Source organism: Lentibacillus jeotgali (assembly GCF_000224785.1).
Classification (GTDB): Bacteria; Bacillota; Bacilli; order Bacillales; family Amphibacillaceae; genus Lentibacillus; species Lentibacillus jeotgali.
In genome coordinates, this window is sequence record NZ_AGAV01000022.1 from 1 (window position 1) to 25,326 (window position 25,326).

The 25,326-nt window shown below is 42.7% G+C and carries 19 protein-coding genes and 1 other RNA gene; 16 read left to right on the forward strand and 4 right to left on the reverse strand.

The window, feature by feature from the left end; all coding sequences use genetic code 11:
* Positions 1-252: 252 nt before the first annotated feature.
* The 3 genes from ON01_RS16725 (at position 253) to ON01_RS16735 (ending at position 3,455) form a co-directional block, all read left to right on the forward strand.
* Positions 253-1,722: an alkaline phosphatase family protein gene (locus ON01_RS16725; RefSeq protein ID WP_010532165.1), complete on the forward strand. Its 1,470-nt coding sequence runs from the start codon at positions 253-255 to the stop codon at positions 1,720-1,722.
* 144 nt (positions 1,723-1,866) lie between these two features.
* Positions 1,867-2,832 (forward strand): nucleoside hydrolase, encoded by a 966-nt coding sequence (locus ON01_RS16730; protein ID WP_010532166.1) that lies wholly within the window; start codon positions 1,867-1,869, stop codon positions 2,830-2,832.
* Between the two features lie 35 nt (positions 2,833-2,867).
* Positions 2,868-3,455, forward strand: coding sequence for a nitroreductase family protein (locus tag ON01_RS16735; protein ID WP_010532167.1), 588 nt, complete (start codon positions 2,868-2,870; stop codon positions 3,453-3,455).
* A gap of 131 nt (positions 3,456-3,586) precedes the next feature.
* Here the strand turns inward: ON01_RS16735 and ptsP are convergent, their stop codons facing one another.
* A complete protein-coding gene (ptsP, locus tag ON01_RS16740) occupies positions 3,587-5,293 on the reverse strand; it encodes a phosphoenolpyruvate--protein phosphotransferase (RefSeq protein ID WP_010532168.1) in 1,707 nt (568 codons plus the stop codon).
* A 68-nt stretch (positions 5,294-5,361) separates the two neighbouring features.
* The gene (locus ON01_RS16745; protein ID WP_010532169.1) at positions 5,362-6,285 is read right to left on the reverse strand and encodes an alpha/beta hydrolase; all 924 of its coding nucleotides are present in this window, start codon (positions 6,283-6,285) and stop codon (positions 5,362-5,364) included.
* Between the two features lie 182 nt (positions 6,286-6,467).
* Between ON01_RS16745 and secG the strand changes: the two genes are divergently transcribed.
* The 9 genes from secG (at position 6,468) to ON01_RS16785 (ending at position 17,910) form a co-directional block, all read left to right on the forward strand.
* The gene (gene secG, locus ON01_RS16750; protein ID WP_010532170.1) at positions 6,468-6,701 is read left to right on the forward strand and encodes a preprotein translocase subunit SecG; all 234 of its coding nucleotides are present in this window, start codon (positions 6,468-6,470) and stop codon (positions 6,699-6,701) included.
* Between the two features lie 116 nt (positions 6,702-6,817).
* Positions 6,818-7,564: an alpha/beta hydrolase gene (locus ON01_RS16755; RefSeq protein ID WP_010532171.1), complete on the forward strand. Its 747-nt coding sequence runs from the start codon at positions 6,818-6,820 to the stop codon at positions 7,562-7,564.
* Positions 7,565-7,615: 51 nt separating this feature from the next.
* A complete protein-coding gene (rnr, locus tag ON01_RS16760) occupies positions 7,616-9,802 on the forward strand; it encodes a ribonuclease R (RefSeq protein WP_010532172.1) in 2,187 nt (728 codons plus the stop codon).
* A gap of 176 nt (positions 9,803-9,978) precedes the next feature.
* Positions 9,979-10,788: a zinc transporter ZupT gene (gene zupT / locus ON01_RS16765; RefSeq protein ID WP_010532173.1), complete on the forward strand. Its 810-nt coding sequence runs from the start codon at positions 9,979-9,981 to the stop codon at positions 10,786-10,788.
* A gap of 119 nt (positions 10,789-10,907) precedes the next feature.
* A complete protein-coding gene (smpB, locus tag ON01_RS16770) occupies positions 10,908-11,375 on the forward strand; it encodes an SsrA-binding protein SmpB (RefSeq protein ID WP_010532174.1) in 468 nt (155 codons plus the stop codon).
* A gap of 137 nt (positions 11,376-11,512) precedes the next feature.
* Entirely contained in the window at positions 11,513-13,558 is a 2,046-nt protein-coding gene (locus ON01_RS16775) for a catalase (RefSeq protein WP_010532175.1), read from the forward strand.
* A 196-nt stretch (positions 13,559-13,754) separates the two neighbouring features.
* Positions 13,755-14,120, forward strand: a transfer-messenger RNA (tmRNA) gene (gene ssrA / locus ON01_RS19065).
* A gap of 471 nt (positions 14,121-14,591) precedes the next feature.
* Positions 14,592-16,811, forward strand: a complete 2,220-nt coding sequence (locus ON01_RS18635) for an Eco57I restriction-modification methylase domain-containing protein (RefSeq protein WP_010532176.1) — start codon at positions 14,592-14,594, stop codon at positions 16,809-16,811.
* A gap of 43 nt (positions 16,812-16,854) precedes the next feature.
* A complete protein-coding gene (locus ON01_RS16785) occupies positions 16,855-17,910 on the forward strand; it encodes a M42 family metallopeptidase (protein WP_010532177.1) in 1,056 nt (351 codons plus the stop codon).
* A gap of 101 nt (positions 17,911-18,011) precedes the next feature.
* On the opposite strand, the gene trhA is transcribed toward ON01_RS16785, so the two are convergent.
* A complete protein-coding gene (gene trhA, locus ON01_RS16790; protein ID WP_010532178.1) occupies positions 18,012-18,659 on the reverse strand; it encodes a PAQR family membrane homeostasis protein TrhA in 648 nt (215 codons plus the stop codon).
* A gap of 230 nt (positions 18,660-18,889) precedes the next feature.
* Between trhA and ON01_RS16795 the strand changes: the two genes are divergently transcribed.
* Positions 18,890-19,465 carry a DUF1836 domain-containing protein gene (locus ON01_RS16795; RefSeq protein WP_010532179.1) on the forward strand — a complete coding sequence of 192 codons (576 nt, stop codon included), beginning with the start codon at positions 18,890-18,892 and terminating at the stop codon, positions 19,463-19,465.
* Positions 19,466-19,490: 25 nt separating this feature from the next.
* The gene (locus ON01_RS16800; RefSeq protein WP_010532180.1) at positions 19,491-20,489 is read left to right on the forward strand and encodes an LLM class flavin-dependent oxidoreductase; all 999 of its coding nucleotides are present in this window, start codon (positions 19,491-19,493) and stop codon (positions 20,487-20,489) included.
* A gap of 51 nt (positions 20,490-20,540) precedes the next feature.
* Here ON01_RS16800 and ON01_RS16805 read toward each other — a convergent pair whose 3' ends face one another.
* A complete protein-coding gene (locus ON01_RS16805) occupies positions 20,541-21,560 on the reverse strand; it encodes an aromatic acid exporter family protein (protein ID WP_010532181.1) in 1,020 nt (339 codons plus the stop codon).
* Positions 21,561-21,952: 392 nt separating this feature from the next.
* Here ON01_RS16805 and aceA point away from each other — a divergent pair, with 392 nt between their 5' ends.
* Both aceA and ON01_RS16815 read left to right on the forward strand, forming a co-directional pair.
* Positions 21,953-23,233, forward strand: coding sequence for an isocitrate lyase (aceA, locus tag ON01_RS16810; RefSeq protein ID WP_010532182.1), 1,281 nt, complete (start codon positions 21,953-21,955; stop codon positions 23,231-23,233).
* Positions 23,234-23,653: 420 nt separating this feature from the next.
* Complete coding sequence (locus tag ON01_RS16815; RefSeq protein WP_010532183.1) at positions 23,654-24,934, forward strand: C40 family peptidase; 1,281 nt, start codon at positions 23,654-23,656, stop codon at positions 24,932-24,934.
* Positions 24,935-25,326: the final 392 nt, after the last annotated feature.

The window sequence follows — 25,326 nt, forward strand, 5'->3', positions numbered from 1 at the left end:
TGCGAGCGAGGAGGCTTGTGGTGAGCCCACGGAAAGCGAGTATATTCCAGCTGCGTCGTTAGAGATTCTCGCTAACTTCTGGTTTGTGTCGCAGTTTATATCAACTACAAGAATTAAAAGTAGCAAAATTTTTAACAAGGGCTTATCAATTTACCATAATTAGTTTAAGCTCAATCTTTGCAGGAATAGGTGAAAATGAATTGGACAGTAATAATTATGGGAGTCTAATACATACAGTGAGGATGAAACAGCGTGGATCAACATGTAAAACCTCGAAAACCGGTCATATTATTAAATATCGATTCATTGATGCCTGAACCGCTGGAAATAGCAGTACAAACCGGACGTGCACCTGCCTTAAAGTTTTTGATGGAAAATGGCAGTTATATCTCCAATATGGTCAGCTCTTTTCCCACGATGTCAGTCACGATTGATAGCAGTCTTCTGACAGGCACTTATGCTGATAAGCACCAAATTCCCGGTTTAAACTGGTTCGATGATTCTAAAAATGAGATTATTAACTACGGGACAGGATTCAGGGAGACGAATAAGTCAGGGCTTAGAAAAACAGTCCATAACATGCTTTATCGGCTGAATAATGAACATTTGAGCAGTCATGTCAGAACGATTTATGAAGAATTGGCAGACAGGGGAATCCAATCTGCTTCCATTAATTCCTTTGTCTATCGCGGCAATACACCACAAAAGCTGCAAGTTCCCGGATTGCTTCGTGGATTGACCCGATTTAAAGATGGCCAGTGGACAGCGGAAGCCACATCGGTTTTTTCCTTAGGTGTTTTTTCCAAACTGCGTAAACGAAGTGTGGCAACACAAATCGCAGCCGGAAATTATAAATACACAGCCCGGGAGCTTCGTCATCTCATCCGGCGGAATAGACTCCCGGGATTTACGTTTTGCATCTTTCAGGATCTGGATTTCCGCATTCATTTTAAAGGACCGATGGATATAAAGGGAATCGCCAAAATTGATCGCCAAATTCAAAAAACCCTTAATTTGTATCCAAGCTGGGAAGAAGCACTTAGACGGAATATTTGGATGGTTATGGGGGATAACGGTCATGCGCCGATGGGTTCAAGGTATCGGGATTTTATGATTGATCTTCGTAAAATACTTAAGAAATATCGAGTCGCGCGAATTCAGCGTCCCATCCGAAAAAAAGATCAGATTGTACTCAGTGTTAACCAGCGCATGGCATATATTTATCTTTTGGATGAGGCGTTACCGCTCTCTGCTCTTACCGAAAAACTGAAGAAAGATTCCCGGATTGATATCATTGCTTCGAAGACCGAGCACGGTGTTCATATCGAATCAGGCACGAGAACAGGTTCATTGCACTATAGTCCAGGCGGCAAATATTCAGACATGTACGAGCAAACATGGCATCTGAATGGAAAGCCTAACCTATTGGATTTAACGTTGGCAAGCGACAACAAAATTTCCTACGGCGATTATCCCGATGGACTAGCCCGTATTTATGGTGCTTTGTATTCACAGCCAGGCCGTTTTATTGTGGTTAATGCAAAGCCCGGCTGTGAATTTAAGGCACAATCGACACCATTCCATCTTGGTGGTGCTGCACATGGCTCATTGCACAAACAGGAATCGCTGGTCCCTGTGGTAATTGCAGGTACCGCCATAAAGCCAAAACACCCGCGGCTTGTCGATATGAAATCTTTTCTGCTGGGGCTGCTTGACCATTGAAAATAATAACTCCCTTTAACATGACACCTTTGTGATACTGCTGGCAATGCAGTATCACAAAGGTGTCATTAAGTTGGTATAGGACAAATACATAAACGAATAATCTAAACTGGGTAACTATTCCAAATTTGGGAGAGGATTTATGTGTCGCAAAAGGTGCTGGTGTTCGGCGATATTGGCATTGACGATACTGTGGCCCTAATTTATGGCTATTTTGATGACAGGATTGATATTGTTGGTGTTGTGGCTAATTACGGAAATATAGCGAGGGAAAAGGCAATAGCAAATGTTAATTATGTAAGAAGATTGTTTGATATCGACCCTTCGATTGCTGTCATTTTAGGTGCTGAAAAACCGATGACTGGAGAGGAACCAACATTTTCTCCCGAAATTCATGGTGAGTACGGACTTGGCCCGATTGAACCGCCGCTTATAAATGAGACAGGGATCGTTGAGAATTTCTTTGAAGTCGTTGAAATTATTGAACGATATCGAGATCAGGACTTGGTTATTGTTAATATTGGCAGGCTGACATCACTTGCTACAATGTTTATTCTGTATCCATTTGCCATGCAAAATGTGCGGCATATTTATATGATGGGCGGGGCATTTTTAGTGCCGGGCAATGCAACACCAGTATCAGAGGCGAATTTTTATGGTGATCCGATTGCCGCCCAGCTTGTTTTAAAAAACGCCACCCATGTTACGATTGTTCCGCTGAATGTGACCTTGCAGGCAATTGCGACGCCAGAGATGGTCGATTATATCAACAGAGTAGGTCAGGCAAAAATTATAAAACCGCTCCTTGACTATTATTATCGTTTTTATAAACAGCGAAACCCGAGGATACATGGGAGTCCGCTTCATGATGTTGTGACATTGATGGCAACCGTTGATAAAGATATGTTTTTGTTCAGGTATTTACCGGTTGAAATTATTCAGGATGGTGGAGTGGCACGAGGTCAAAGCATTACCGATATGAGACCATATGTGGATCTCCAGGAGATTGAAGCCGAGAGTGAAAAGCATCATCGAATCGCACTCGAGCTCGATTACTGGCAATTTTACAACAAATTTATGTCGGTCATGACTGGGCAGGCGTTTCAGTAAATGGCATAATAGATTGAAAGAGCGTTTTGTACGAGGTGATCCAGATCGATATATTAACAGCCATTAAAGCACGACGATCCATTCATAACTTTAAACGTGATGAAGTAGACCATGCCACATTGCGTGACATTTTCACTTATGGATCCTATGCACCGACACATTATATGAAAGAACCGTGGCACATAAAACTGTACGAGAAGCATGGCAAGCAGGATTTTGTTGAGGCCATCATCGCAAGCTATCAACGTATCGGAATGTTAAACACGCGTAACGACCAAAAGACACAAAAAATGATTGAATCCATGAAGCAATTTTTATTGAGAATCCCGCATCACGCATTGATTTATTTTAAAAAAGAAGAAGATTCTGTCCGATATGAGGAAGAATATGCTGCTGTCTGTGCATTCATCCAAAACGCACAGCTTGCCGCATGGGCGCATGGCATTGGAATGCTCTGGACCATCACGCCATACATGCATGATACAGGATTTGCCGAGGATATCGGGATCAATGGAGATACGTATAAAATTGCCGCTGTCATGCAAATAGGTTATCCCGAGAAAATTCCCCGCGATAAAGGGAGGACGCCTATAGCGGAAAAGCTGGAGTTTATATCGGAGTGACCATATTAGAAAAGCAATCAGAGGAGCCGGAACATGAGCGCAAATGCCGAAACATGGGCACGTAAACGAAACAGTCAGCCTGAAAGATAAAAACCCCCCGGAACCTTATAAGACGCCGGAGGTTAAGCTAGTTATTCGGTTTTCTCCTTGATAAACTCAACAACTTCTTCAGTAGTGCCCATCGATAAGAGCTTGTCTTTGTAAGAAGTCATGGTTTCTTTAGATAATCCGCGTAACTGGGTTCGAGCAGGCAGAATGGATGTTGCGCTCATACTGAATTCGTCAAGACCCAGTCCGAGCAGTGCCGGGATAGCGATTGAGTCACCGGCCATTTCACCGCACATGCCAACCCACTTATTCTCAGCGTGTGCTGCTTCGATGACCGTGCTGACAAGATTCAGAATGGCAGGGTGGTATGGCTGATATAAATAAGATACGCGCTCGTTCATCCGATCGGCTGCCATCGTGTACTGAATCAAGTCATTTGTACCGATGCTGAAAAAGTCGACCTCTTTTGCAAACTGTTTGGCCGTAACAGCTGTTGATGGAATTTCCACCATGATGCCAACCTCAATGCCATCTGAGACGGCGGTACCTTCATCGTTCAGGTTTTGTTTTTCATCCAGAAGAATACCTTTAGCCTGACGGAACTCTTCCAATGTCGCGACCATCGGGAACATGATCTTAAGATTGCCATGAACGCTCGCACGCAACAGGGCCCTCAGCTGTGTGCGGAAGACATGTTCATTTTCCAGACAGAAGCGGATAGCGCGGAAACCTAAAAACGGATTCAGTTCTTCCGGCAAGTCCAAATAGCTTAATTCCTTATCCCCGCCGATATCAAGTGTTCGGACAACAACCGGCTTATCTTCCATCTGCTCAAGGACGGATTTATAGGCGTCATATTGTTCGTCTTCGGTTGGCAATTGGTTTTTGCCCATGTATAAAAACTCAGTACGGTATAATCCGATGCCTTCACCGCCGTTTGCAAGGACACCTGCGACATCATCCGGCGTGCCGATGTTTGCTGCGAGTTCAACTTGCTCTTTATCGGCAGTTATCGTTGGTTCGTCTTTAAGTTTAGCCCATTCTTCTTTCTGTTTCTCAAATTCCTCTTGTTTGGCTTTATAAGTTGCCAATTCATTATCGGAAGGATTTACGATAACGTTTCCTTCAATACCATCGACAATGATCATGTCACCTTGTTTAACGTTGCTGGTGATTTTTTTGGTGCCGACGACAGCAGGGATTTCCAGGGACCTGGCCATAATGGCTGAGTGTGATGTCCGTCCGCCGATATCTGTTGCAAAGCCCTGAACAAATTCCCGGTTCAACTGCGCCGTGTCAGAGGGGGTTAAATCATTGGCGATGACAATCACTTCTTCATCGATCAGAGCTGGGCTTGGAACGATGACGCCGAGCAGGTGTGCAAGTACCCGTTTTGAGACGTCCTGTATATCGGCAGCGCGTTCACGCATATATTCATTGTCCATATTTTTGAACATATCGATGAACATATTGGTTGTCTCTTCCAACGCCGTTTCTGCCATGATATTGTCATTTGTGATTTTATCTTTAATCGGATTAATGAGTTCCGGATCATCCAGCACGAGTAAATGGGCAGAGAAAATTTCTGCATGCTCATCTCCCATTTCGTTTCTGGTATGCTCCCGAATCTTTTCGAGTTCCTGCTTTGCTGTTCCCAGTGCATCCTCGAGACGTTCGACTTCTTTATTTGGATTATCGATTGATTTTTTCTCGTAGGTTAATTCCGGTGTGACAAGCTGATACGCTTTAGCAATTGCTATGCCATTTGATGCGGCAATTCCTTGAATCATAATAGTTGACCAACCCTTCGAGTGATTTTTACTCCATTCTTCATTTTACACGTATATACTTCGCCAAATCAAGAATTCTTCCTTGTCAATCGAACGACCCAATCCAATAGGAGTGTGTAAATTTCATGCCGGTTCAGACCATTCAGCAATTCATGTCGTTCATTGTCCGCCAACATGGTCATGACATGATCAAGCCCTGCTTTATTGTATAGTTCCGCTGTTTTCCAGACACCTTTTGTATAGTCGCCGACAGGATCCTCGGTACCACTGATAATGAGCATTGGCAGGTCTGATCGGATGTGCCGGTTATTGTTCTGATGATGAATGGTCGACAACCCGTTCATGAGATCTTTGAAAAATCCTGCAGTCGGAATAAATCCGCAATAAGGGTCGTCAATGTAGGATTGGATCGTCTTTTGATCACCAGCCAGCCAATCAAAATTTGTCGTATTGTTTTTAATGCGTTTGTTATAAGTAGAAAAAACAAGCGTATTCATTAATCGTGATTGTTCTTTCGGTGGTAAAGCTGCAGCAATCCTCATTCCGATTTCCGTGATGATTCTCGGATAATAGCCTGTTCCTGACAATATAATGCCATCTATCAGATTGCTCTTTTCCTGGATATAATGCCGTGCTAAAAATGACCCCATACTATGCCCCAGTAAAAAGATCGGAGTGTCGGGATATTCCTGCTTTATCCGCTTTGTGACCGCACGCATGTCATCTGATACTTTCTCAAACCCGCCCTCATCAGCGAAATAGCCGAATAAGCCTTGCTTTTCACCGGTTTTCCCATGGCCTCGGTGGTCATTTCCATAAACGGCGATATTATTTTCAGTCATGAAGCTTACAAAATGATTATATCGGCCAATATGTTCAATCATGCCATGAGCGATTTGTATGATTGCTTCCGGTTCTTTTTCGGCAGGAATCCATCTCTTTAGGTGCAGTTCGACATTATCCGGGCGGGTTAACCAGTATGTTTTTTCCATTATGTCATCATCCATTTCTAAACATGTCATTACTATTAAGAACAAGCACCACTGAATAAAGTTTCACTGATATGATAGAAAAAACGTCAAAAATAAGCAAAGGATAACTTGCGATAAAAGATAATGTTGTGCTAAAGTACGTATTAGGAATAGAGCGTTTTTGACTGGGGGTGCTGGTTAATATGGAAACTTTCGTTCATATAGCATTGTTGATTGATGCCATCATTATGGTTGTTCTTATTTTATTGCAATCAGGTAAAAGCGCGGGTCTGTCCGGGGCTATTTCGGGGGGAGCTGAACAGCTTTTCGGTAAACAAAAAGCACGTGGGGCGGATTTGTTTTTACACCGGGGAACAATTGTGACCGGCGTACTGTTTTTTGTTTTAGCTTTTATTAGTGGCTATTTACTTCAATAATAATGAATGAAAGACTCTTATCAGCGCGATAAGGGTTTTTTATTTTTCAGAAACTCATTATTCGGGTAAGGTATATTATATGGAACAGGAACTTTAGAAGGAGATGAAGCACAAAAATGAAGATTAAATTACCGGAACCGTTTACGTTTGAAGCAGGTCCACGTGCGGTATTGTTATTACATGGATTCACAGGACATTCAGCAGATGTGCGCATGCTGGGGCGGTTTCTGGAGAAAAAAGGCTACACAAGCCATGCACCGATATATCGCGGCCACGGAAAAGAACCCGAGGAATTGGTCAAAGCGAGTGCGGATGAATGGTGGGAAGACGTTAATAATGCGTTCAATCATCTCAAAGAGCTTGGCTACAAAGAAATAGCAATTGCCGGGCTGTCGCTAGGCGGTGTGTTGAGTCTGAAGCTCGCCTACACGAAAGAGGTTAAAGGCGTCATTCCCATGTGTGCCCCGATGTTCTTCGACAATGAAGAGGAACTCACAAAGGGTTATAAGTTTAAAGCGAAGGAATTTAAGCAGCTGGAAGGAAAAGATGAGGACACGATTCAAAATGAAGTACAGAAACTTGTCGATAATTCCCGTGATATGTTTTCCGATCTGGCAGAGTTAATAACTGAAGTGAATCAAACTATTGACACGATTTACACGCCGACGTTCGTGGTTCAGGCACGTCAGGATGAAATGATCAACACAGACAGTGCCACATACATTTATGAAAATGTTGAAGCCGATCAGAAAGATATCAAATGGTATGAAGAATCCGGTCATGTTATTACGATGGGCAAGGAAAAAGAGCGGCTGTTTGAGGATATCTATCAATTTTTGGAATCGCTCGATTGGAGCAGATGATTATAATTAGGAAAAAACGTGAATAATAGCAGTAGAAAGAAGGTGAGAAACATGAACGAAACAATGCAGGAACGCTTGCAAGAATATTTTAACGAACATAGTGAAAAACCATTGGCAGTACATGAGCTTGAAGAAGTATTAGGACTTGAAGATGCTGTCGAATTTAAAGAGCTGGTGAAAGCACTGAATGAACTGGAGGAGTCGGGAGAACTTGTTCGTACACGCAAAAACCGTTTCGGCCTCCCGGAAAAGATGAACCTTGTCCGCGGCAGAATTCAAATGCATGCCAAAGGGTTTGCGTTTTTGATTCCGGAAGATGATACCCGGTCAGATATCTATATCCATCACTCTGACCTCGCATCGGCTATGAATAATGACAAAGTCATGGTAAGGATTGAAAAGCAAAATGCCGATGGAAACAGGCCAGAAGGAACGGTCATCCGCATTTTGGAACGGGCAACGCATCAAGTCATCGGCACGTTTAAGGACAACAAGTCGTTTGGGTTTGTTGTGGCCGATGATAAGCGGATCCCGAATGATATTTTCATTCCAAAGGGTATGACCGGCGGTGCGGTCAGCGGTCACAAGGTTATCGCTCATATTACGAATTATCCGGAAGGCCGAATGAGTGCTGAGGGTGAAATTGTTCATATCCTCGGTCATAAAAATGATCCCGGCATTGATATCATATCCATAATTCATAAACACGGCATCAAAGTAGATTTCCCCGAGGAAGTCCTTGAGCAGGCAACCAATACCCCTGATGAAATCGATCCATCTGAAATAGAAAACCGCCGCGACTTGCGCGAGGAGCAAATTGTCACGATTGATGGTGCGGATGCCAAAGATTTGGATGATGCGGTCTCCGTCAAACAATTGGAGAATGGCAATTTTCAGCTTGGTGTCTATATTGCAGATGTCAGTTATTATGTGGACGAAAATACCTCGATTGATGAGGAAGCGTTCGAACGTGCCACAAGTGTCTACCTGGTTGACCGGGTTATTCCAATGATTCCCCATCGCTTATCCAATGGTATTTGTTCTTTGAATCCCCAAGTGGACAGGCTGACACTTGGGTGTGAGATGGAAATTAACGCAAAAGGCGAAGTGGTCAACCACGAAATATTCCAGAGCGTGATTAAGACGAACGAACGCATGACGTATCACGATGTGAACAAAATCCTGACTGATCATGATGAGGAACTTCGCGAACGCTATAAACCACTTGTTCCGATGTTTGAAAACATGGAAAAACTGGCTGAGATACTGCGCTCGAAACGTATGGGGCGCGGTGCCATCGATTTTGATTTTAAAGAAGCTGAAGTACTCGTTGATGAAACAGGCAAGCCGGAAGATGTGGTGTTACGTGAACGGTCGGTTGCTGAGCGGCTGATTGAGGAATTCATGCTAGCAGCTAACGAAACGGTTGCCGAGCATTTTCATTGGATGGACGTGCCCTTCATTCACCGGATACACCAGGATCCGGATGAAAGCAAACTTCAGCACTTTTTTGAATTTATTGCCGGACTTGGGTACGTGGTGAAAGGCACAGCCAATGAAATCCATCCATCGGCATTGCAGAAAGTAATCGAGGAAGTGAAAGGTAAACCTGAAGAAATGATTGTTTCCAAGTTGATGCTCCGCTCGATGCAGCAGGCCAAGTACGACCCAGAGAGTGTCGGGCACTTTGGACTGGCAACCGATTTCTATACGCATTTCACATCGCCGATTCGCCGTTATCCGGACTTGACGGTGCATCGTTTGATCAGAACCTATTTGATCGATAAGAAATTGGATGGAAAGACAATCAGGCACTGGAAAGAACGGATGCCGGAAATTGCCCGTCATTCGTCGGAAATGGAACGGGCAGCGGTTGATGCCGAGCGCGAGACTGATGACTTGAAAAAAGCCGAATTCATGCAGGATAAAATCGGTGAGGAATATACAGGTGTCATCAGCTCAATTACCAATTTTGGCTTGTTTGTTGAATTGGAGAATACAATTGAAGGGCTTGTTCATGTCAGCTATCTGACGGACGATTATTATCATTACGACGATCGTAATCATGCGATGATCGGTGAACGCACAGGTAATATGTATAAGATTGGTGAAGAAGTCGATGTGCGTGTAGTTAAAGTAAATACCGATGAACGTGCCGTAGACTTTGAACTCGTTACAACAAAGGAGCCGAAGAAGAAAAATAAAAAAAAGATAAAGGCTAAGAAAGCAAAAAAGTAAACCAAAATTGAGGAGAGGCTAATGTGGTGCGATACGGAGCATCATGTTAGTCTTTTTTATTTTAATTAAAAGTTAGTTGCATTTTGGGTTCTGGGGGAATAGAATATAACTGAGTCTATAAGAGTTTCCTCAACGCAACAATTGTTAATGAGGACAACAAAGAAGGTGAATGTACCATGTCACAAGAGGTTATGCTTGCCTTTTTGCTGACGCTTATTGCGGGCTTGGCAACTGGAATTGGTAGTGTATTGGCTTTTCTCGCTAAAACGACTAATACAAAGTTTTTATCATTTGCGCTTGGTTTTTCAGCTGGCGTGATGATTTATGTCTCGATGATCGACATATTTTCAAAAGCACAGGAAGCATTAGTTGGCGTTATGGGAGAGGTAGACGGCACCTGGCTAACTGTCGGCGGTTTTTTCGGGGGGATTATGCTGATTGCCCTCATCGACCGTTTTATCCCGAAACAATCGAACCCCCATGAAATGAAAAAAATTGAGGATATGCGAAAAAACGGATCGAAAGTGGCAGATCCTGATTTGTTGAAAATGGGGACGTTTACAGCGCTGGCCATCGGGATTCATAACTTCCCTGAAGGTATTGCGACGTTTATGTCCGCGTTGCAGGATCCGGCACTGGGAATTGCGATTGCATTTGCCATAGCGATCCATAATATTCCTGAAGGTATTGCTGTATCCGTACCGATTTATTACGCAACAAATGATCGGCGCAAAGCATTCCGCTGGTCATTTTTATCCGGAATTGCCGAGCCGGTCGGAGCCGTCGTCGGCTTTCTCGTATTGATGCCATTTTTGGGTGACGTCATGTTTGGTGTGATTTTTGCTGCAGTCGCCGGGATTATGGTGTTCATTTCGCTAGATGAACTGCTGCCGGCCGCCCAGAAGTATGATGAAGCTCACGTCTCAATTTACGGACTGATCGGCGGAATGGCAGTTATGGCGCTTAGTCTTTTGTTGTTTATATAGCTTTAAGATGACGGTGGTTTGATGCAAGTATTATAAACACCGGGAAAGTCCATTGACAATTGGCACAACGGCTATTTTCTGTTAAAATAAGTTCACGGAAGCAGTAGGAGGACGCACGTATGCCAAAAGGAAATGGAAAGACACTTGCACAAAATAAAAAAGCACGGCATGATTTTTTTATAGAAGAAACATATGAGGCCGGAATTGTACTGCGGGGAACGGAGATTAAGTCGATTCGGGTTGGCCGCATCAATTTAAAGGATTCACACGCACGGATTGATCACCATGGTGAAATGCAGCTTGTTAATATGCATATTGCACCGTATGAACAGGGAAACCAGTTTAACCACGACCCGACGCGTTCACGCAAGTTGCTGCTGCACAGGAAAGAGATTGATAAATTGGTCGGTATGATTCAACAGAAAGGCTACTCACTTGTGCCTCTGAAGGTATACATTAAAAACGGTGTGGCCAAAGTGCTGATCGGTGTCGGCAAAGGGAAGAAGAAATATGATAAACGGGAAGATTTGAAGCGGAAACAAATGAAACGTGACGCGGATCGTGCTGTTAAGGAAAGCCTGCGGTAGTTTATTAAACTTGATGATTTCAACAATCTGAATAGATCTTTTGAAAACCGCCTCCTTGTTTAATGTTTGTAATGATTACTTGCCGGGAATTGGCTAAAAAGGTGAATTGAGCATTAAACAAGGAGGATTTTTAAGTCATGAGCGATAAGCGCAACGTAAACGGCAACAGTAAGGACGAGCAGCTGGAACAGTTTCGGAGTGATGAACGCGATAAGCACATGACGACAAATCAAGGGCTGAAAGTTTCGGGAGATGAGTTTTCCCTAAAAGCAGGGGAGCGCGGCCCCACCCTAATGGAGGACTTTCATTTCCGGGAAAAAATGACCCATTTCGATCATGAACGTATCCCGGAGAGAGTTGTTCATGCCAGGGGATACGGCGCTCATGGTGAATTTGAACTATATAAATCGATGGAGCCTTATACAAAGGCTGGATTTCTGCAGGAACCTGGCTCTAAAGTTCCGGTGTTTGTCCGGTTCTCAACTGTGGCTGGCTCTAAGGGATCTCCGGATATCCCAAGGGATGTGCGAGGATTTGCAACGAAATTTTATACAGAGGAAGGAAACTTTGATCTGGTCGGTAATAATATGCCAGTGTTTTTCATCCAGGACGGAATTAAATTTCCTGACCTTATTCATGCAGTCAAACCGGAGCCTGACACTGGCTATCCGCAAGCAGCATCAGCACACGATACATTCTGGGATTTCATTGCAAACAACCAGGAGTCAGCGCATATGATGATGTGGCTGATGTCAGATCGGGCCATTCCAAGAAATCTGCGGATGATGGAAGGTTTCGGTGTTCATACATTCCGGTTTGTCAATGCAGAGGGGAAATCCCATTTCGTGAAATTTCATTGGAAACCTACGCTTGGTGTTCATTCTACAGTGTGGGACGAAGCTCAGAAAATAAACGGTAAAGATCCGGATTTCACCCGTCGAGATATACATGAATCGATCGAAAACGGTGATTATCCAGAGTGGGAACTCGGCGTGCAGATTGTTCCCGAAGAAGATGAATTTAAATTTGATTTTGATGTGCTCGATCCTACCAAAATTTGGCCTGAAGAAGATGTACCGGTTGAAATCATCGGAAAAATGACATTGAATCGTAACGTTGACAACGTATTTGCCGAAACGGAGCAAGTGGCTTTTCATCCGGGACATGTCGTACCAGGAATCGACTTTACCAATGATCCGTTGCTGCAGGGCAGATTGTTTTCCTATACGGATACGCAATTGATACGCCTTGGCGGGCCAAACTTTCACGAACTGCCGATAAATCGACCGGTTTGCCCGTTTCATAATAATCAGCGTGATGGCTATGGTAGGCAGACCATTAATGTTGGGAAAACCAGCTACCATAAAAACTCGCTTTCAAAAAATCACCCAAGACCGGCACCAGAAGAAGAAGGCGGCTATGTTCATTACCAGGAAAAGGTTGAAGGCCGTAAAGTTCAAGCCAGAAGTGAAAGCTTCAAGGATCATTTCTCCCAGGCGGCCTTGTTCTGGAACAGTATGAGCGAACCGGAGAAAGTTCATATAAAAGAAGCGTTTAGTTTTGAACTGAGTATGGTTAATGACAAAGATATCAGACAACAGGTTGTGGATATGATTACCAATATTGATCTTAAACTCGCCAAAAAAGTAGCAGAAAATGTTGGTGTGACAGTCCCGGTAGAGGGCGGCTCTAATGTTAAGAAATCATCTCCTGCGCTCAGCCAGGAGAATACAACGCATAAACCAGATACCTTAAAGGTCGGCGTTGTACTTGATGAAGGCTTTGAGGGAAAATCAGTTCAGCAAGTCGTGGACGGTTTGAAGGAACAAAATACGCATCCGGTGGTTGTCAGTACGACGCTTGGCAAAGTTAAAGGATCAAATAGCACTGAAATCGAAGCGGAAGCCACTTTTGACACTGGTGATCCTGTTCTGTTTGATGCCCTGTATGTAGCTGGGGGTCCGAATATGGACAACTCATTTAAGCGCAATGCCAGCTATATGGTACATGAGATGTTCAAGCATTATAAACCGATAGGTGCAACCGGTGATGGCAGAAAGTTACTTGAGGGTGCGAATGTGACAGGAGAAACTGGTGTTGTTCAGAACGATAATACAGACAGCTTTTTGACTTCATTCGTTGAAGCTGTTGCTGCACATCGTCACTGGGATCGTCAGGTTTAAAGTGAAGTGGAGCAGTTGCTTGACGCAGCTGTTCCATTTTTGCTAAAATATAGGAGAGAACTGATACGTAGCAAATGCAAGGTGTGCCTTATCAGCGCTTGACTTTCAGGCTGTTTTTGTTATAATAATAATTGTCGTAATAACAACTAAATGAATAGTGCTCGTTCTATCCGAGTGAATTCTCCATCATTTCTATGGGGACGTTACGGATTCGACAGGGATAGATTGAGCTCAGACTGCGCGTCGAGGTTACGGCTCGTAAAACGTTACTCGCTAAATATAAACGGCGAAAAAGAAGAAACTCCTGCTTTAGCAGCTGCCTAAGCACTGCCTAAAGCGATCCTTCCTGCTATCGCCCGTGTGGCAGATTGAAGGGTCTCAAATGAAGCGGGCTATTCCGTCGTCCACCGTCTGAGGATGACGGCAGAACACAATCAGACTAGCTGCCGGTAAGCCCGTTGGCAGGCTGAACGGTATGCGAATGATAATATGTCAACTATGCGTGTAGACGTCTGAGTGGCGATATCTCTGGACGTGGGTTCGATTCCCACCGTCTCCACCAATACATATGTTGGTGGTTTTTTGTGCAACTCAGTGTTCAGGTGTACAAATAAGCAAAACGTAGTATAATCAGATTAGAAAGACATATCATATTTAAAAACCGTCTCATGTTCCAGTATGAGACGGTTCCAATAGACCAACCCTGACAAGAGGGGTTCGGCACACTAGGAAAAATAATCCCTCAGTGCTTGGCTAATTTGCGAATGAGGGGTTATTTTTTATGGTTGCTATTTGACATAGTAAACGCTACTAACATCCAAAAGGATATCATTAGCGTCAATACAGTCTCCACAGCCACAGGCAACACCTCCTTTTTGGGAAGTACCCCTAAAGGAAGGAGCCAACCTTCTCATGCGAAGCCAATCTATTGTTCATTCATTACAACATATTTTTCTCTTTTGAATTGACAGCAACCTCATAAATTTCTGTGGTACAATAAAATTGTCTGTATTTGCAAAAAGAAGGTGATACGGTGCCTACTGCTGATAGCCGAAGTGGCAAAATAAGTACGCGAACGTTTTATCGTAACTACGAGAAGGTGCGCGATGCATTACTTGCCCATTTACTGGCGCAAAACACTCAAGTAAGTAAACGTGTTCTTTTTGACAAGTCGCGGAAAATTCTCAATCGGATATTGTTCCTCTGTTTCAGTGAGGATTATAATCTGTTAACGCAAGACCTGTTCAGGAATATTCTACGGAGTGAAAACCATTTAATAAATAAGGGTGGCAAACGGTGCTGGGATGAATTGAAAAGCCTCTTCCGATCGGTTGAAGAAGGTTTTGTCGATACGACTATAAGTAAGCTATTCCAAAAAGATACTGATTTGGATCAGTTAATTATCTTGAATCATATTTTTCCTACTCTTGAAGCGATCACCGATTATGATTTTGCGTTAGATCTTGATGTTAGTGTTTTTGCTCATATCTTTGAACAGTCGATTCATGATATGGAAAAAATGACAGATAAAAACGATAATCTTCAGCAGGGGAAACGGAAAAATGATGGTATATTTTATACATCTTCTGGTATAACCAAGCTATTGATACAAGAGACATTACTGAATTGGATTGATGACTGGAAGAACGCATTATATGAAAGTGCTATCGGGACTGAAAAGGATGCTGAATTTAACGACAAATTATTGCAGCGTTTGAAATCTATTAAAATTCTTGACCCGGCTGCCGGAAGCGGTGCTTTTCTGACAATGGCATATGAAATGCTCCGGGATGAATTATATAAATACAGCGAATATCCTGAACGATATGATCTAAGTCATAATTTGTTTGGAGTCGACTTGAATGATAAAAGTCTGGATTTGGCGAAACTGTCTTTGTGGGTAAAGGCGGCTAAAAATAACGATGAATGGCCATCACATCGTGATCATCTGAAAACAGGCAATGCACTAATTGATCAGTCTGATATTTCTGAGCAAGCATTTGACTGGCATAGGGAATTTCCGCAAATCATGGATAATGGCGGTTTTGATATCATTATTGGCAATCCACCGTACGTGTTTGCGCGAAATAAAGGGTTCACAAAGAACGAGAAAAAGTATTTTAATAGCCATTACGCTCTGACTGACTATCAGATCAATACATATATATTATTCATCGAACGCTCTTTTCAGTTGTTAAAAGAGGGCGGATGGTTCGGTTTTATTGTACCGAATAACCTGCTGACAATTGATTCGTGCAGAAAAATACGCCGGTTTCTGTTGAAACATACTGGTAACCTGAAAATCATCAATAACCATAACCGCATGTTTGAACAGGCGGATGTCGATACGTGCCTGCTTATCTTCCAGAAAACGAATCCAACAACTGTTAAATTGGGAGAATATATCAAGAATGAATTCAAAATCGTCGCTGAAGTGGAACCTGAAGAGCTGCTTGATGAACAAAGCATTATTAATTATTCACTGATGAAGGATCGACGGCTTCATGAAGTGATGAACAAGATTGAAACCGAGAAACTGAATCTGGGATCTGTTGCAGCGGTAAGATCCGGATTAGTCGCATATGAGGTTGGAAGGGGCGCCCCCGAACAAACGAAAGCGATGAAAGAAAATAGGATCTATCACAGTGATTCTCAGGTTGATGATACTTATTGGATGTATCTTGAAGGCCGAGGTGTTTGCCGATTTTCGATTGATTGGAGAGGCAGCTGGCTCAAATACGGATCAAACCTGGCTGCCAGAAGGAATGAAGAAATCTTCACCAAGCCAAGAATATTAGTCCGGCAGATTCCATCAAAATCAAAGTATGCCATCCATGCTGTTTACACGGAAAAGGAAATATTGAACGACCGCAATTCCAATAACATAATTGATTTCCAAATCGATCCGCTTTTTGTGCTTGGTGTCCTCAATTCTAAAGTCATTACATTCTGGTTCATTCATAAATTCGATAAGTTCCAGCGTAAAACGTTCCCGCAATTTAAGGTGAAAGATCTTAAAATGTTTCCGGTTCCTAATGTGTCTGAAGCGGAAATTGAACGGATATCAAAGGCGGCGGGCCATATGCTTGATATCCAGCGTCTGAAAAGTAAGGCTGGAGAACAAGTGGATGAGCTGCTTCAGGAAGAAAAGCAGTTAAATGAACTACTTGACCGATGCGCGGCGGATGCCTTTGGTTTGAGTGATGGAGACGTTCAGCTGATTGATGCCAGTTTAAAGGAATTTCTCCAGTAATCTAAGTTCTGTAATGATATAAAATAAGAGAGGAGTATTCATAGTGACCGTATACCCAAATAAAAAGGAAACAAAAGAACTGATTAAAGAAATTGTTTCGATTCCGAGCCCGTCCGGCTATACGAAGAATGTCATCCAATTTGTTGAATGGCATCTTAAAGAATTACAGGTCAAAACCAAGCATAACAACAAAGGTGGACTGATAGCAACACTGCCCGGGGAAAGAGACAGCGAACATCGCATGTTGACTGCCCATGTTGACACTCTCGGTGCAATGGTGAAGGAAGTTAAAAGCAATGGGCGCCTGCGTCTTGATTTGATTGGCGGTTTCAAGTTTAATGCAATAGAAGGCGAATACTGTAATATACATACAACTGAGGGACAAGTTTTTACCGGGACAATTTTGATGCATCAGACATCTGTCCACGTTTATAAAGATGCCGGAGATGCGAAACGGAACCAGGAAAATATGGAAATCCGGATTGATTCCAAAGTTAATAATGCCAAGGATGTTCGTGGATTGGGTATTGAAGTAGGTGATTTTGTATCATTCGATCCCCGTGTTCAATTGACTGATAATGGCTTTATTAAATCGCGCCATTTGGATGATAAAGCAAGCGTCGGCATTTTGCTGCAGCTGATCAAAAGGTTGAAAGATGAAAACAAACAGCTTCCGTATACAACCCACTTTCTTATTTCCAATAACGAAGAAATCGGATATGGCGGTAATTCCAACATTACACCGGAAACGGTTGAATATTTGGCTGTGGATATGGGCGCAATGGGGGATGGTCAGTCTACTGATGAATATACAGTGTCCATCTGTGTAAAAGATGCGAGCGGTCCATACCATTACGATTTGCGTCAAAACCTCACTGAACTGGCAAAATCAAATGAAATCGGCTATCAATTGGACATTTATCCATATTACAATTCCGACGCCTCAGCAGCTATTCACGCGGGCAATGATATTATGCATGGGCTGGTCGGACCGGGAATCGATTCATCCCATGCCTATGAGCGGACACATGAAGATTCACTGGAAAATACAGAAGAGTTGCTATATCATTACGTGCTTTCAGATATGGTAAACAGTTAATAAAACAAACGTGCAGTTTTTAAAACTGAAAACTGCACGCTTGTTTCAACTATTCGGCGTTAAGAAGTCTTGAACGAGGCCGGAGCTCGGCGGAAAGACCTTCAAAGCACGTAACCATAAATGCAGATGAAGTGAAACAGACTTCCGAACAAAATAAATACATGAAAAATTTCATGGAATCCTAAATGCTTGAACGATAGGAAATCAGGTTTAAGCCAGTAAATGACAGCTCCAATTGTATAAAACCCCCCGCCGATCAGGAGCATTAGCATACCACCGCCGCCAATGATCGGGAAAAGAGCCGAACTGAAGAAAATGATAATCCAGCCCATGGCAACATAAAGCGCTGTAGATAGCCATCTGGGCGCATGAAACCAGACTAATTTAAAAATAACCCCTATTAAAGCCAGACCGTTGACGACCGCAAACAGTACCCAGCCAGTTACGCCTTCCAGACTGATTAGACATAACGGTGTATATGTCCCCGCGATCAGTACAAAAATCATCGAGTGATCAACACGCCTAAGAAATGCGACGACGCGCTCCCCCGCCATCACCATGTGATATGTAGCCGAGGCACTGTATAACAAGATCATGCTGATTCCAAACATGGCCACAGCTATAATCGCCAGTGCGGAATCTGCCGTAACCGAAGCCTTGATGACCAGTGCAACAAGTCCTGCGAGTGATAGAATAGCCCCGAATAAATGCGTGAGACTGTTAATTGGTTCACGAATAGAAAATTCCATATTTAACACCTTCACAATCATAAGTAGTTTTTAAAACTATATAACCATAATATGTGCATTTTATTAAGTAGTCAACATTTTACTTCAACGAACTCCTGCAGTATAATAAGGTGAGAATTCATTCAGTGAGGCACTTTTCCCCACAGAGCGATAGTCGAACGGAATCAAACGTTTTAGGACAATTAGCCGCTGTAATTTGGCGGTTTAATCAAAACAATTGGAGTTTTGTTATGATAAGTATGGAAGAATTAGCCGAGAGTCTGCACTTAAATAGTAACCTGTCGTTAAAGGACATTCCGGATTTAAATTTATACATGGACCAGGTTATTCAGCTGTTTGAGCGTCAATTTGCTGATACAAAACGTAATGACGATGATAAAGTCCTAACCAAAACCATGATTAATAATTATGCTAAAGGGAAATTATTTTTTCCCATTGAAAATAAAAAATATACAAGAGACCATCTGATCCTTATCAGCATGATCTATCAGATGAAAGGTACTTTATCAATCAGCGACGTCAAGACATCATTGGACAGGTTGAATGAAAAAGTGACGGATGATGATGCATTTGATTTACAGCGGTTTTATGAATCCTATCTTCAGATGGTTGAAAACAGTTCGGAAAAATTTAAAACTGATCTCCAGGATCATTATACCGAACTGACAAAAGAGATTCGAAAACTGGAAGACCAGGATGAAGAATATCTGGAGCAATTGCTGCTGATTGCATTATTTACAAATATGAGCAATTATTATCGTAGAGCTGCTGAAAGAATGGTGGATGAAATTGGCAATAACCTGTAATATCTCTGAAAGAAGGCCTGTTTGAATGAAACTCAGTATATTGGATCAGTCACCCATTTCCACTGGTAATACGCCGAAGGAAGCATTAAACGCGTCAGTTGATCTTGCAAGAAGAGGAGATGAGCTGGGCTATACACGGTATTGGATTGCCGAGCATCATGATTTTTCCGGTCTTGCCTGTCCGAATCCAGATGTGATGCTCGGTATTATTGGCGCCAGGACGGAGCAGATCAGGATTGGTGCCGGCGCTGTTCTGCTGCCGCACTATCGTCCTTACAAGGTGGCTGAAACCTATAACCTATTGGCAACTTTGTACCCCGGAAGAATCGATTTGGGCATTGGACGGGCTCCTGGCGGCTCTGCAGAAGCATCGATAGCACTATCCGGCAACTTTTTGGAAAATGTCCGGCAAATGCCTGAAAAACTTGATGAATTATTGCGATTTTTTCACCATGATTTTGCTGCAGATGAAAAGTACGCCAAGATCAGACCAACCCCGGTCCCCCAAATTTCGCCACAGCCATGGATGCTTGGAACGAGTGAGAAGAGTGCGTTGACTGCTGCTGAAAAAGGGCTGCCATATACGTTCGGCTACTTCATGAGCGACCAGGATGGCCCATCAATCGTTAAGACGTATTCGGATAAATTTGCCGAACAACATCCTGAGAAGAAACCAGAAAAAATCGCAGCGGTATCAGCAATCTGTTCGGAAACAACCGAGGAAGCCCGAGAGCTTGCCATGAGCGGTCATTTGTGGTCAATCCTGCGTGATAAAGGAGAAGGTGACGGCAAGGTGCCAACGGTTACGAAGGCAAAGAATTATACCTACTCGGATGAAGAAAAAGAAAGACTGAAGAAGATGATGGATAAACAGGTGATCGGCAATCCGCAAGAGGTCAAACAGCAACTTGAGCACCTTCAGGCTTTATACGATGTGGATGAATGGATGCTAGTCACGATTACACATAGTTACGAAGCACGAAAAAAATCGTATGAATTGATTGCAAACGAGATGCTGAAATAGATAAATTGATTTAAATACAATTTCGTATCGTATTGCATGAAAAAAGCCACATCAGTGTGGCTTTTTGTAATACTTTTCCACCAGGTTATAAATGGATAGAAGTTCATATAAAATTGTCAGCTCGGGCGGCAGGTTTGCCGGCCGCTTTTCTTTCTTTTCGGCTATCGCCCGATTATCATCCCAGAATATGTCAGTCAATCGTGTGAACTGCTTCTGGTGTTTTTCGTGCTCGTAGGCATTCGGGTGCTTGAGTGACTGGGCTACATCTGTAACAGCATTCAAGATGGCTGTACGTTTTTCATCGGACCACTCAATCGTATTAAAAGATGAATAGATAAGATTGCCTAAATGGTAATGAATTAATCGCAGCCGCACTAGCTGTTCCTGTTCCTGCTGAAAGTGGGTCCGTTCACTTCCTGCGAGTGGGTGATATTTAGATTCTTCCTTTTGAAATCGGATAAGCTGTTCCGTCTGATGAATCATTTTATCAAGTTGTTCAGCTAATTCTTGTTCAACAACCACTACCTGATGCTGGGCATCCACTATATCCTGAAGGACTTTTTCGACGGCAATACCAGTTCTATAGGCGATTGATTCCAGTTTTTTAGCAATCTCGTTTGTATATTCAGGCGGCATCATAAACATATTGACCACTGTTGATACCAGCAGTCCGGTTGTTGTGGTACCAAGCCGGATAAAAAATGACATGAGCACATTCGTATGAATCACTTCGACCATTGCAACAGAGGTTAAGGTAGCTACAAGCAACCCGGCATGTAGTTTTAACCGGAAACATGTTGCAATTGTGAAGACGGCTGCCAATGCATAAGTGAGCGGTGAGTCACCTAATAACGATATGAAAAGCACTGCATATGCCGATCCAATAGCCGAAGCCGGAAAGCGTACGAGTCCTTTTTTGATGGAATCAGACACCGTGGGTTCAATGGTTACAATTGCTGTAATGACTGCAAAAACAGGCGGCCAATCCAATAGAACACAAATCCATGCCGTGATAAAAATAGCGACACCTGTTTTGACGACCCGGCTTCCTGCTAGTTTAAAATACTTCATTAATTTCATCTCCAGATAACTTCTCTCAGATATCTATTTTTCCAATAAACCAGCTTGATTGCAACTATTAAAAAAATATGGAAAAAGGGGTTGCATTTTCAGACATTAACCAATAGACTGTATTATAACAATTAAATAATTAATAATCTGTTATATAAGAGAGAGGAGGGGGAAACAGCTATGAGAATTCCAACATGCCCGGAATGTGGCGAGCGCATCGATCAACACAGCTATACCTTGGAATGTGATTACTGTTTGTCAAAAAGGGAAGAGTGAATTTTTGTAGGTTCTGTTATATAACAAAATCATAAAATAATATTGTTTTATAACAAGGTATGCGGTCGGGAGTACCAAATGACAGGGGTTATAATATACAAAGGGGGACATGGCGGATGGATCAAAACGCACGAATCGAAAATAGCAAAATTGAATGGGAAAATAATTTACGGTGGGTCGGAGTTGAACGTCCGTATACAGCAGAGGATGTTGATCGGCTGAGAGGATCAATTGATATTGAATATACACTTGCCAAAAAAGGTGCAGAAAAATTATGGGAGCTCGTTAATAATGAAGACTATGTGAATGCACTGGGGGCACTAACGGGAAATCAGGCAGTACAGCAGGTAAAGGCCGGCCTGCAAGCGATCTATTTGAGTGGCTGGCAGGTCGCGGCTGATGCAAATTTAGCTGGTCAGATGTATCCCGACCAAAGCCTGTATCCGGCCGACAGTGTTCCGAATGTTGTTAAACGGATCAATCAGGCGTTGCAGCGCGCAGATCAAATCCATTACGCAGAAGGAGATGATTCCGTTGACTGGTTTGCCCCAATTGTTGCTGATGCCGAAGCTGGATTTGGCGGCCAATTGAACGTGTTTGAATTAATGAAGGCCATGATCGAATCCGGAGCCTCGGCAGTTCACTTTGAGGATCAGCTGTCATCGGAAAAGAAATGCGGTCACCTTGGAGGTAAAGTGTTACTGCCAACACAAACGGCGGTACGGAATTTGATTTCAGCACGACTTGCTGCTGATGTTATGGGAACATCAACACTCATCATCGCTCGAACTGATGCCAATGCTGCCGATATGATCACGAGTGACCTGGATCCATATGATAAGCCGTTTATAGCAGGGGAGCGCACGACAGAAGGGTTTTTCCGTACGAAAGCGGGCATTGACCAGGCCATCGCCCGCGGCCTTGCATATGCGCCATATGCAGATATGATCTGGTGTGAAACGTCTGAACCGAACTTGCAGGAGGCGCAGCAATTTGCCGATGCGATTCATGAAAAATACCCGAATAAGTTGCTGGCTTATAATTGTTCACCATCATTTAACTGGAAACGCAAGCTGTCAAATGAGGAAATTGCCAATTTCCAGCATGAACTAGGTGAAATGGGCTATAGATTTCAGTTTGTAACATTGGCAGGTTTCCATGCCCTGAATCACAGCATGTTTGATCTGGCCAGAAAATATAAGGAATCAGGAATGGCTGCCTATTCAGAATTGCAGCAAGCAGAATTTGCTAGTGAAACATTCGGTTATAGTGCCACACGCCATCAGCGCGAAGTAGGAACAGGTTATTTTGATGAGGTAGCCCAGGTAATTTCAGGAGGGGCATCATCAACTGGGGCTTTAAAGGGGTCGACAGAAGCGGAACAATTTGTCAGATAACACTGTTATTAAATCAATGAAAAACCCATCTTTTTACAAAAGGTGGGTTTGTTCACTTTAAAAGCCTATCAAGCTCCTTTTAGTAACATATTTGTAATAAGGATCCTGGGATTTTTTAATAGACAGAATCTACTGCCCCCTGGTGCTAAACAGAGATACGAAAAACTCCGGTAATGGCGTGTTTTGTATATTCTTATTATTCCGTGCCTAAAATTGCTGTCATATAGACGATCATGGCGTCTGTCTTTGTCTGAAATACAATTGTAATCTTTTCATAACATGCATGTTATTTTTTGTTGATATAATACGAATTACCTAAAACTATTAATACATAATAGAAAATTATATTACCGCAATTTACACTTTGTTGAATGATACATAGATAGACAGGTTTGCGGTTGTGGAAGCAGGGGATATAAGGTGAAAAAAGTAATTGGAACAGTAGTCACTGCCGGTGCGGTGTTGTTTGGGAGTGCATTTTTGAGTGACTCTGTGCACGCCGAAACATTGCAGGATGTAAAGGAGGAGCGTTCGAGCGTTCAGAATAATCTGTCAGAGGCAGAATCTAACATTGCAGACGTTATGGTAGAATTGGAAGATTTAAATGAAAAAATCAAATCCGTCAATGGAGCTCTTGATAAAAACAAACAAAAAATGGAAGATACGGAACAAAAAATAGCAAAAACTGAAGATGAAGTAGCAGAAATTGAAAAAGAAGTTACCAAACTTGAGGAAAAGATAGAAGAACGTAAAGAAATTTTGAAAGACCGGATTGTCTCACTACAAAAAAATGGTGGGGATATCAACTATCTGGAAGTTGTCTTCGGTTCCAAAAGTTTTGGTGATATGATCAGCCGTGTTTCCGCAGTGTCCAAGATTGCCGAATCTGACGAAAAGCTGATGAAGCAGCAGCAAAAGGATAAAGCCGAATTGCAGGAGAAAAAAGCTGCCAAGCAGGAAAAACTGTCAGGCCTTCAGGACATGAAGGTCGAATTGGACGGCATGAAGCAGACAATCACTGCACAAAAAAACCAGAATGAAAAAGATAAGAAAGCACTGAAAAACAAAGAAAAGAATTTGAAAGAAATGAAATCTGAACTGGAGAATAAAGACAGCAGTCTGGCTTCTATCGAGCAGGAGATTAAACACCGCAATCAAAACAATGATTCCACCGATTCAGAGTCCGATAATTCCGGCAGTGATTCTAATACAGGTAAAACCAGTGAATCATCTGGATCATTTGAATCGCCTGAGTCACCCGGATCATCTTCATCGTCCTCTTCTGATGATGGCGATGTGAAGCAGCTGAGCAAAAAAGCAGAAAGTTCCGAAAGTGGTAGTTATAGTTCCGCAATCCAGGCAGGCTATACACAGATGGGAACACCATATGTGACAGCTGGTAAAAGTCCCGGTGGTTTTGATTGCTCCGGATTTGTATCATGGGCATTTGGACAGGCTGGTGTTTCCGTTCCATCAAGCACAGCAGCACTGCAAAGTGTAGGATCAAAAGTGTCTTATAGCAGTGCACAGCCGGGAGACCTAGTATTCTTCAACACATATAAGACAAATGGCCATGTCGGGATTTATCTTGGAAACGGCAAATTCCTGGGTGCCCAAAGCAGTACCGGAGTCGCAGTTGCTGACATGACTAGCGGTTACTGGAAAGATAAATTTGCCGGACACGTCCGCCGAGTTCAATAACAAAAAATTTAAAGGTCTGCCTTTTCGGGCGGATCTTTTTTTTAACGGAAGTAAGGCCGCAAGTTTAAAGTTTGACAAGGAAAGTAGCAGACGATTTTATTCAACCAGCATTCAGGGGGGATATAAACATCTTGATCAATCCTGAAATTGGTAAAGAAGAACTGAATTGCGGATAATAGAGCCGATATGATTAGAAAAATTCCGGGAAAAAATGTATAATAATGACCACATCTTTAATAAATTTATGAAATGGCGTCATTTAGACGGAAACAAGGGAATAGGAAGAAAACTCTTACATTGCACAGGTGATTGTTTTATCACGAGAATGCAAGACATATGTCACTTTAAAATTAATAACATCTCTTCCATTTCACCTGTGAAAAGAAAGGAAT

What these genes read in the sequence shown, in the direction of transcription:
- ptsP (WP_010532168.1), bottom strand. Translation starts at nt 5,293, where the DNA reads ATGATTCAAGGAATTGCCGCATCAAATGGCATAGCAATTGCTAAAGCG.
- ON01_RS16745 (WP_010532169.1), bottom strand. Translation starts at nt 6,285, where the DNA reads ATGGAAAAAACATACTGGTTAACCCGCCCGGATAATGTCGAACTGCAC.
- secG (WP_010532170.1), top strand. Translation starts at nt 6,468, where the DNA reads ATGGAAACTTTCGTTCATATAGCATTGTTGATTGATGCCATCATTATG.
- ON01_RS16755 (WP_010532171.1), top strand. Translation starts at nt 6,818, where the DNA reads ATGAAGATTAAATTACCGGAACCGTTTACGTTTGAAGCAGGTCCACGT.
- rnr (WP_010532172.1), top strand. Translation starts at nt 7,616, where the DNA reads ATGAACGAAACAATGCAGGAACGCTTGCAAGAATATTTTAACGAACAT.
- zupT (WP_010532173.1), top strand. Translation starts at nt 9,979, where the DNA reads ATGTCACAAGAGGTTATGCTTGCCTTTTTGCTGACGCTTATTGCGGGC.
- smpB (WP_010532174.1), top strand. Translation starts at nt 10,908, where the DNA reads ATGCCAAAAGGAAATGGAAAGACACTTGCACAAAATAAAAAAGCACGG.
- ON01_RS16775 (WP_010532175.1), top strand. Translation starts at nt 11,513, where the DNA reads ATGAGCGATAAGCGCAACGTAAACGGCAACAGTAAGGACGAGCAGCTG.
- trhA (WP_010532178.1), bottom strand. Translation starts at nt 18,659, where the DNA reads ATGGAATTTTCTATTCGTGAACCAATTAACAGTCTCACGCATTTATTC.
- ON01_RS16795 (WP_010532179.1), top strand. Translation starts at nt 18,890, where the DNA reads ATGATAAGTATGGAAGAATTAGCCGAGAGTCTGCACTTAAATAGTAAC.
- ON01_RS16800 (WP_010532180.1), top strand. Translation starts at nt 19,491, where the DNA reads ATGAAACTCAGTATATTGGATCAGTCACCCATTTCCACTGGTAATACG.
- ON01_RS16805 (WP_010532181.1), bottom strand. Translation starts at nt 21,560, where the DNA reads ATGAAGTATTTTAAACTAGCAGGAAGCCGGGTCGTCAAAACAGGTGTC.
- aceA (WP_010532182.1), top strand. Translation starts at nt 21,953, where the DNA reads ATGGATCAAAACGCACGAATCGAAAATAGCAAAATTGAATGGGAAAAT.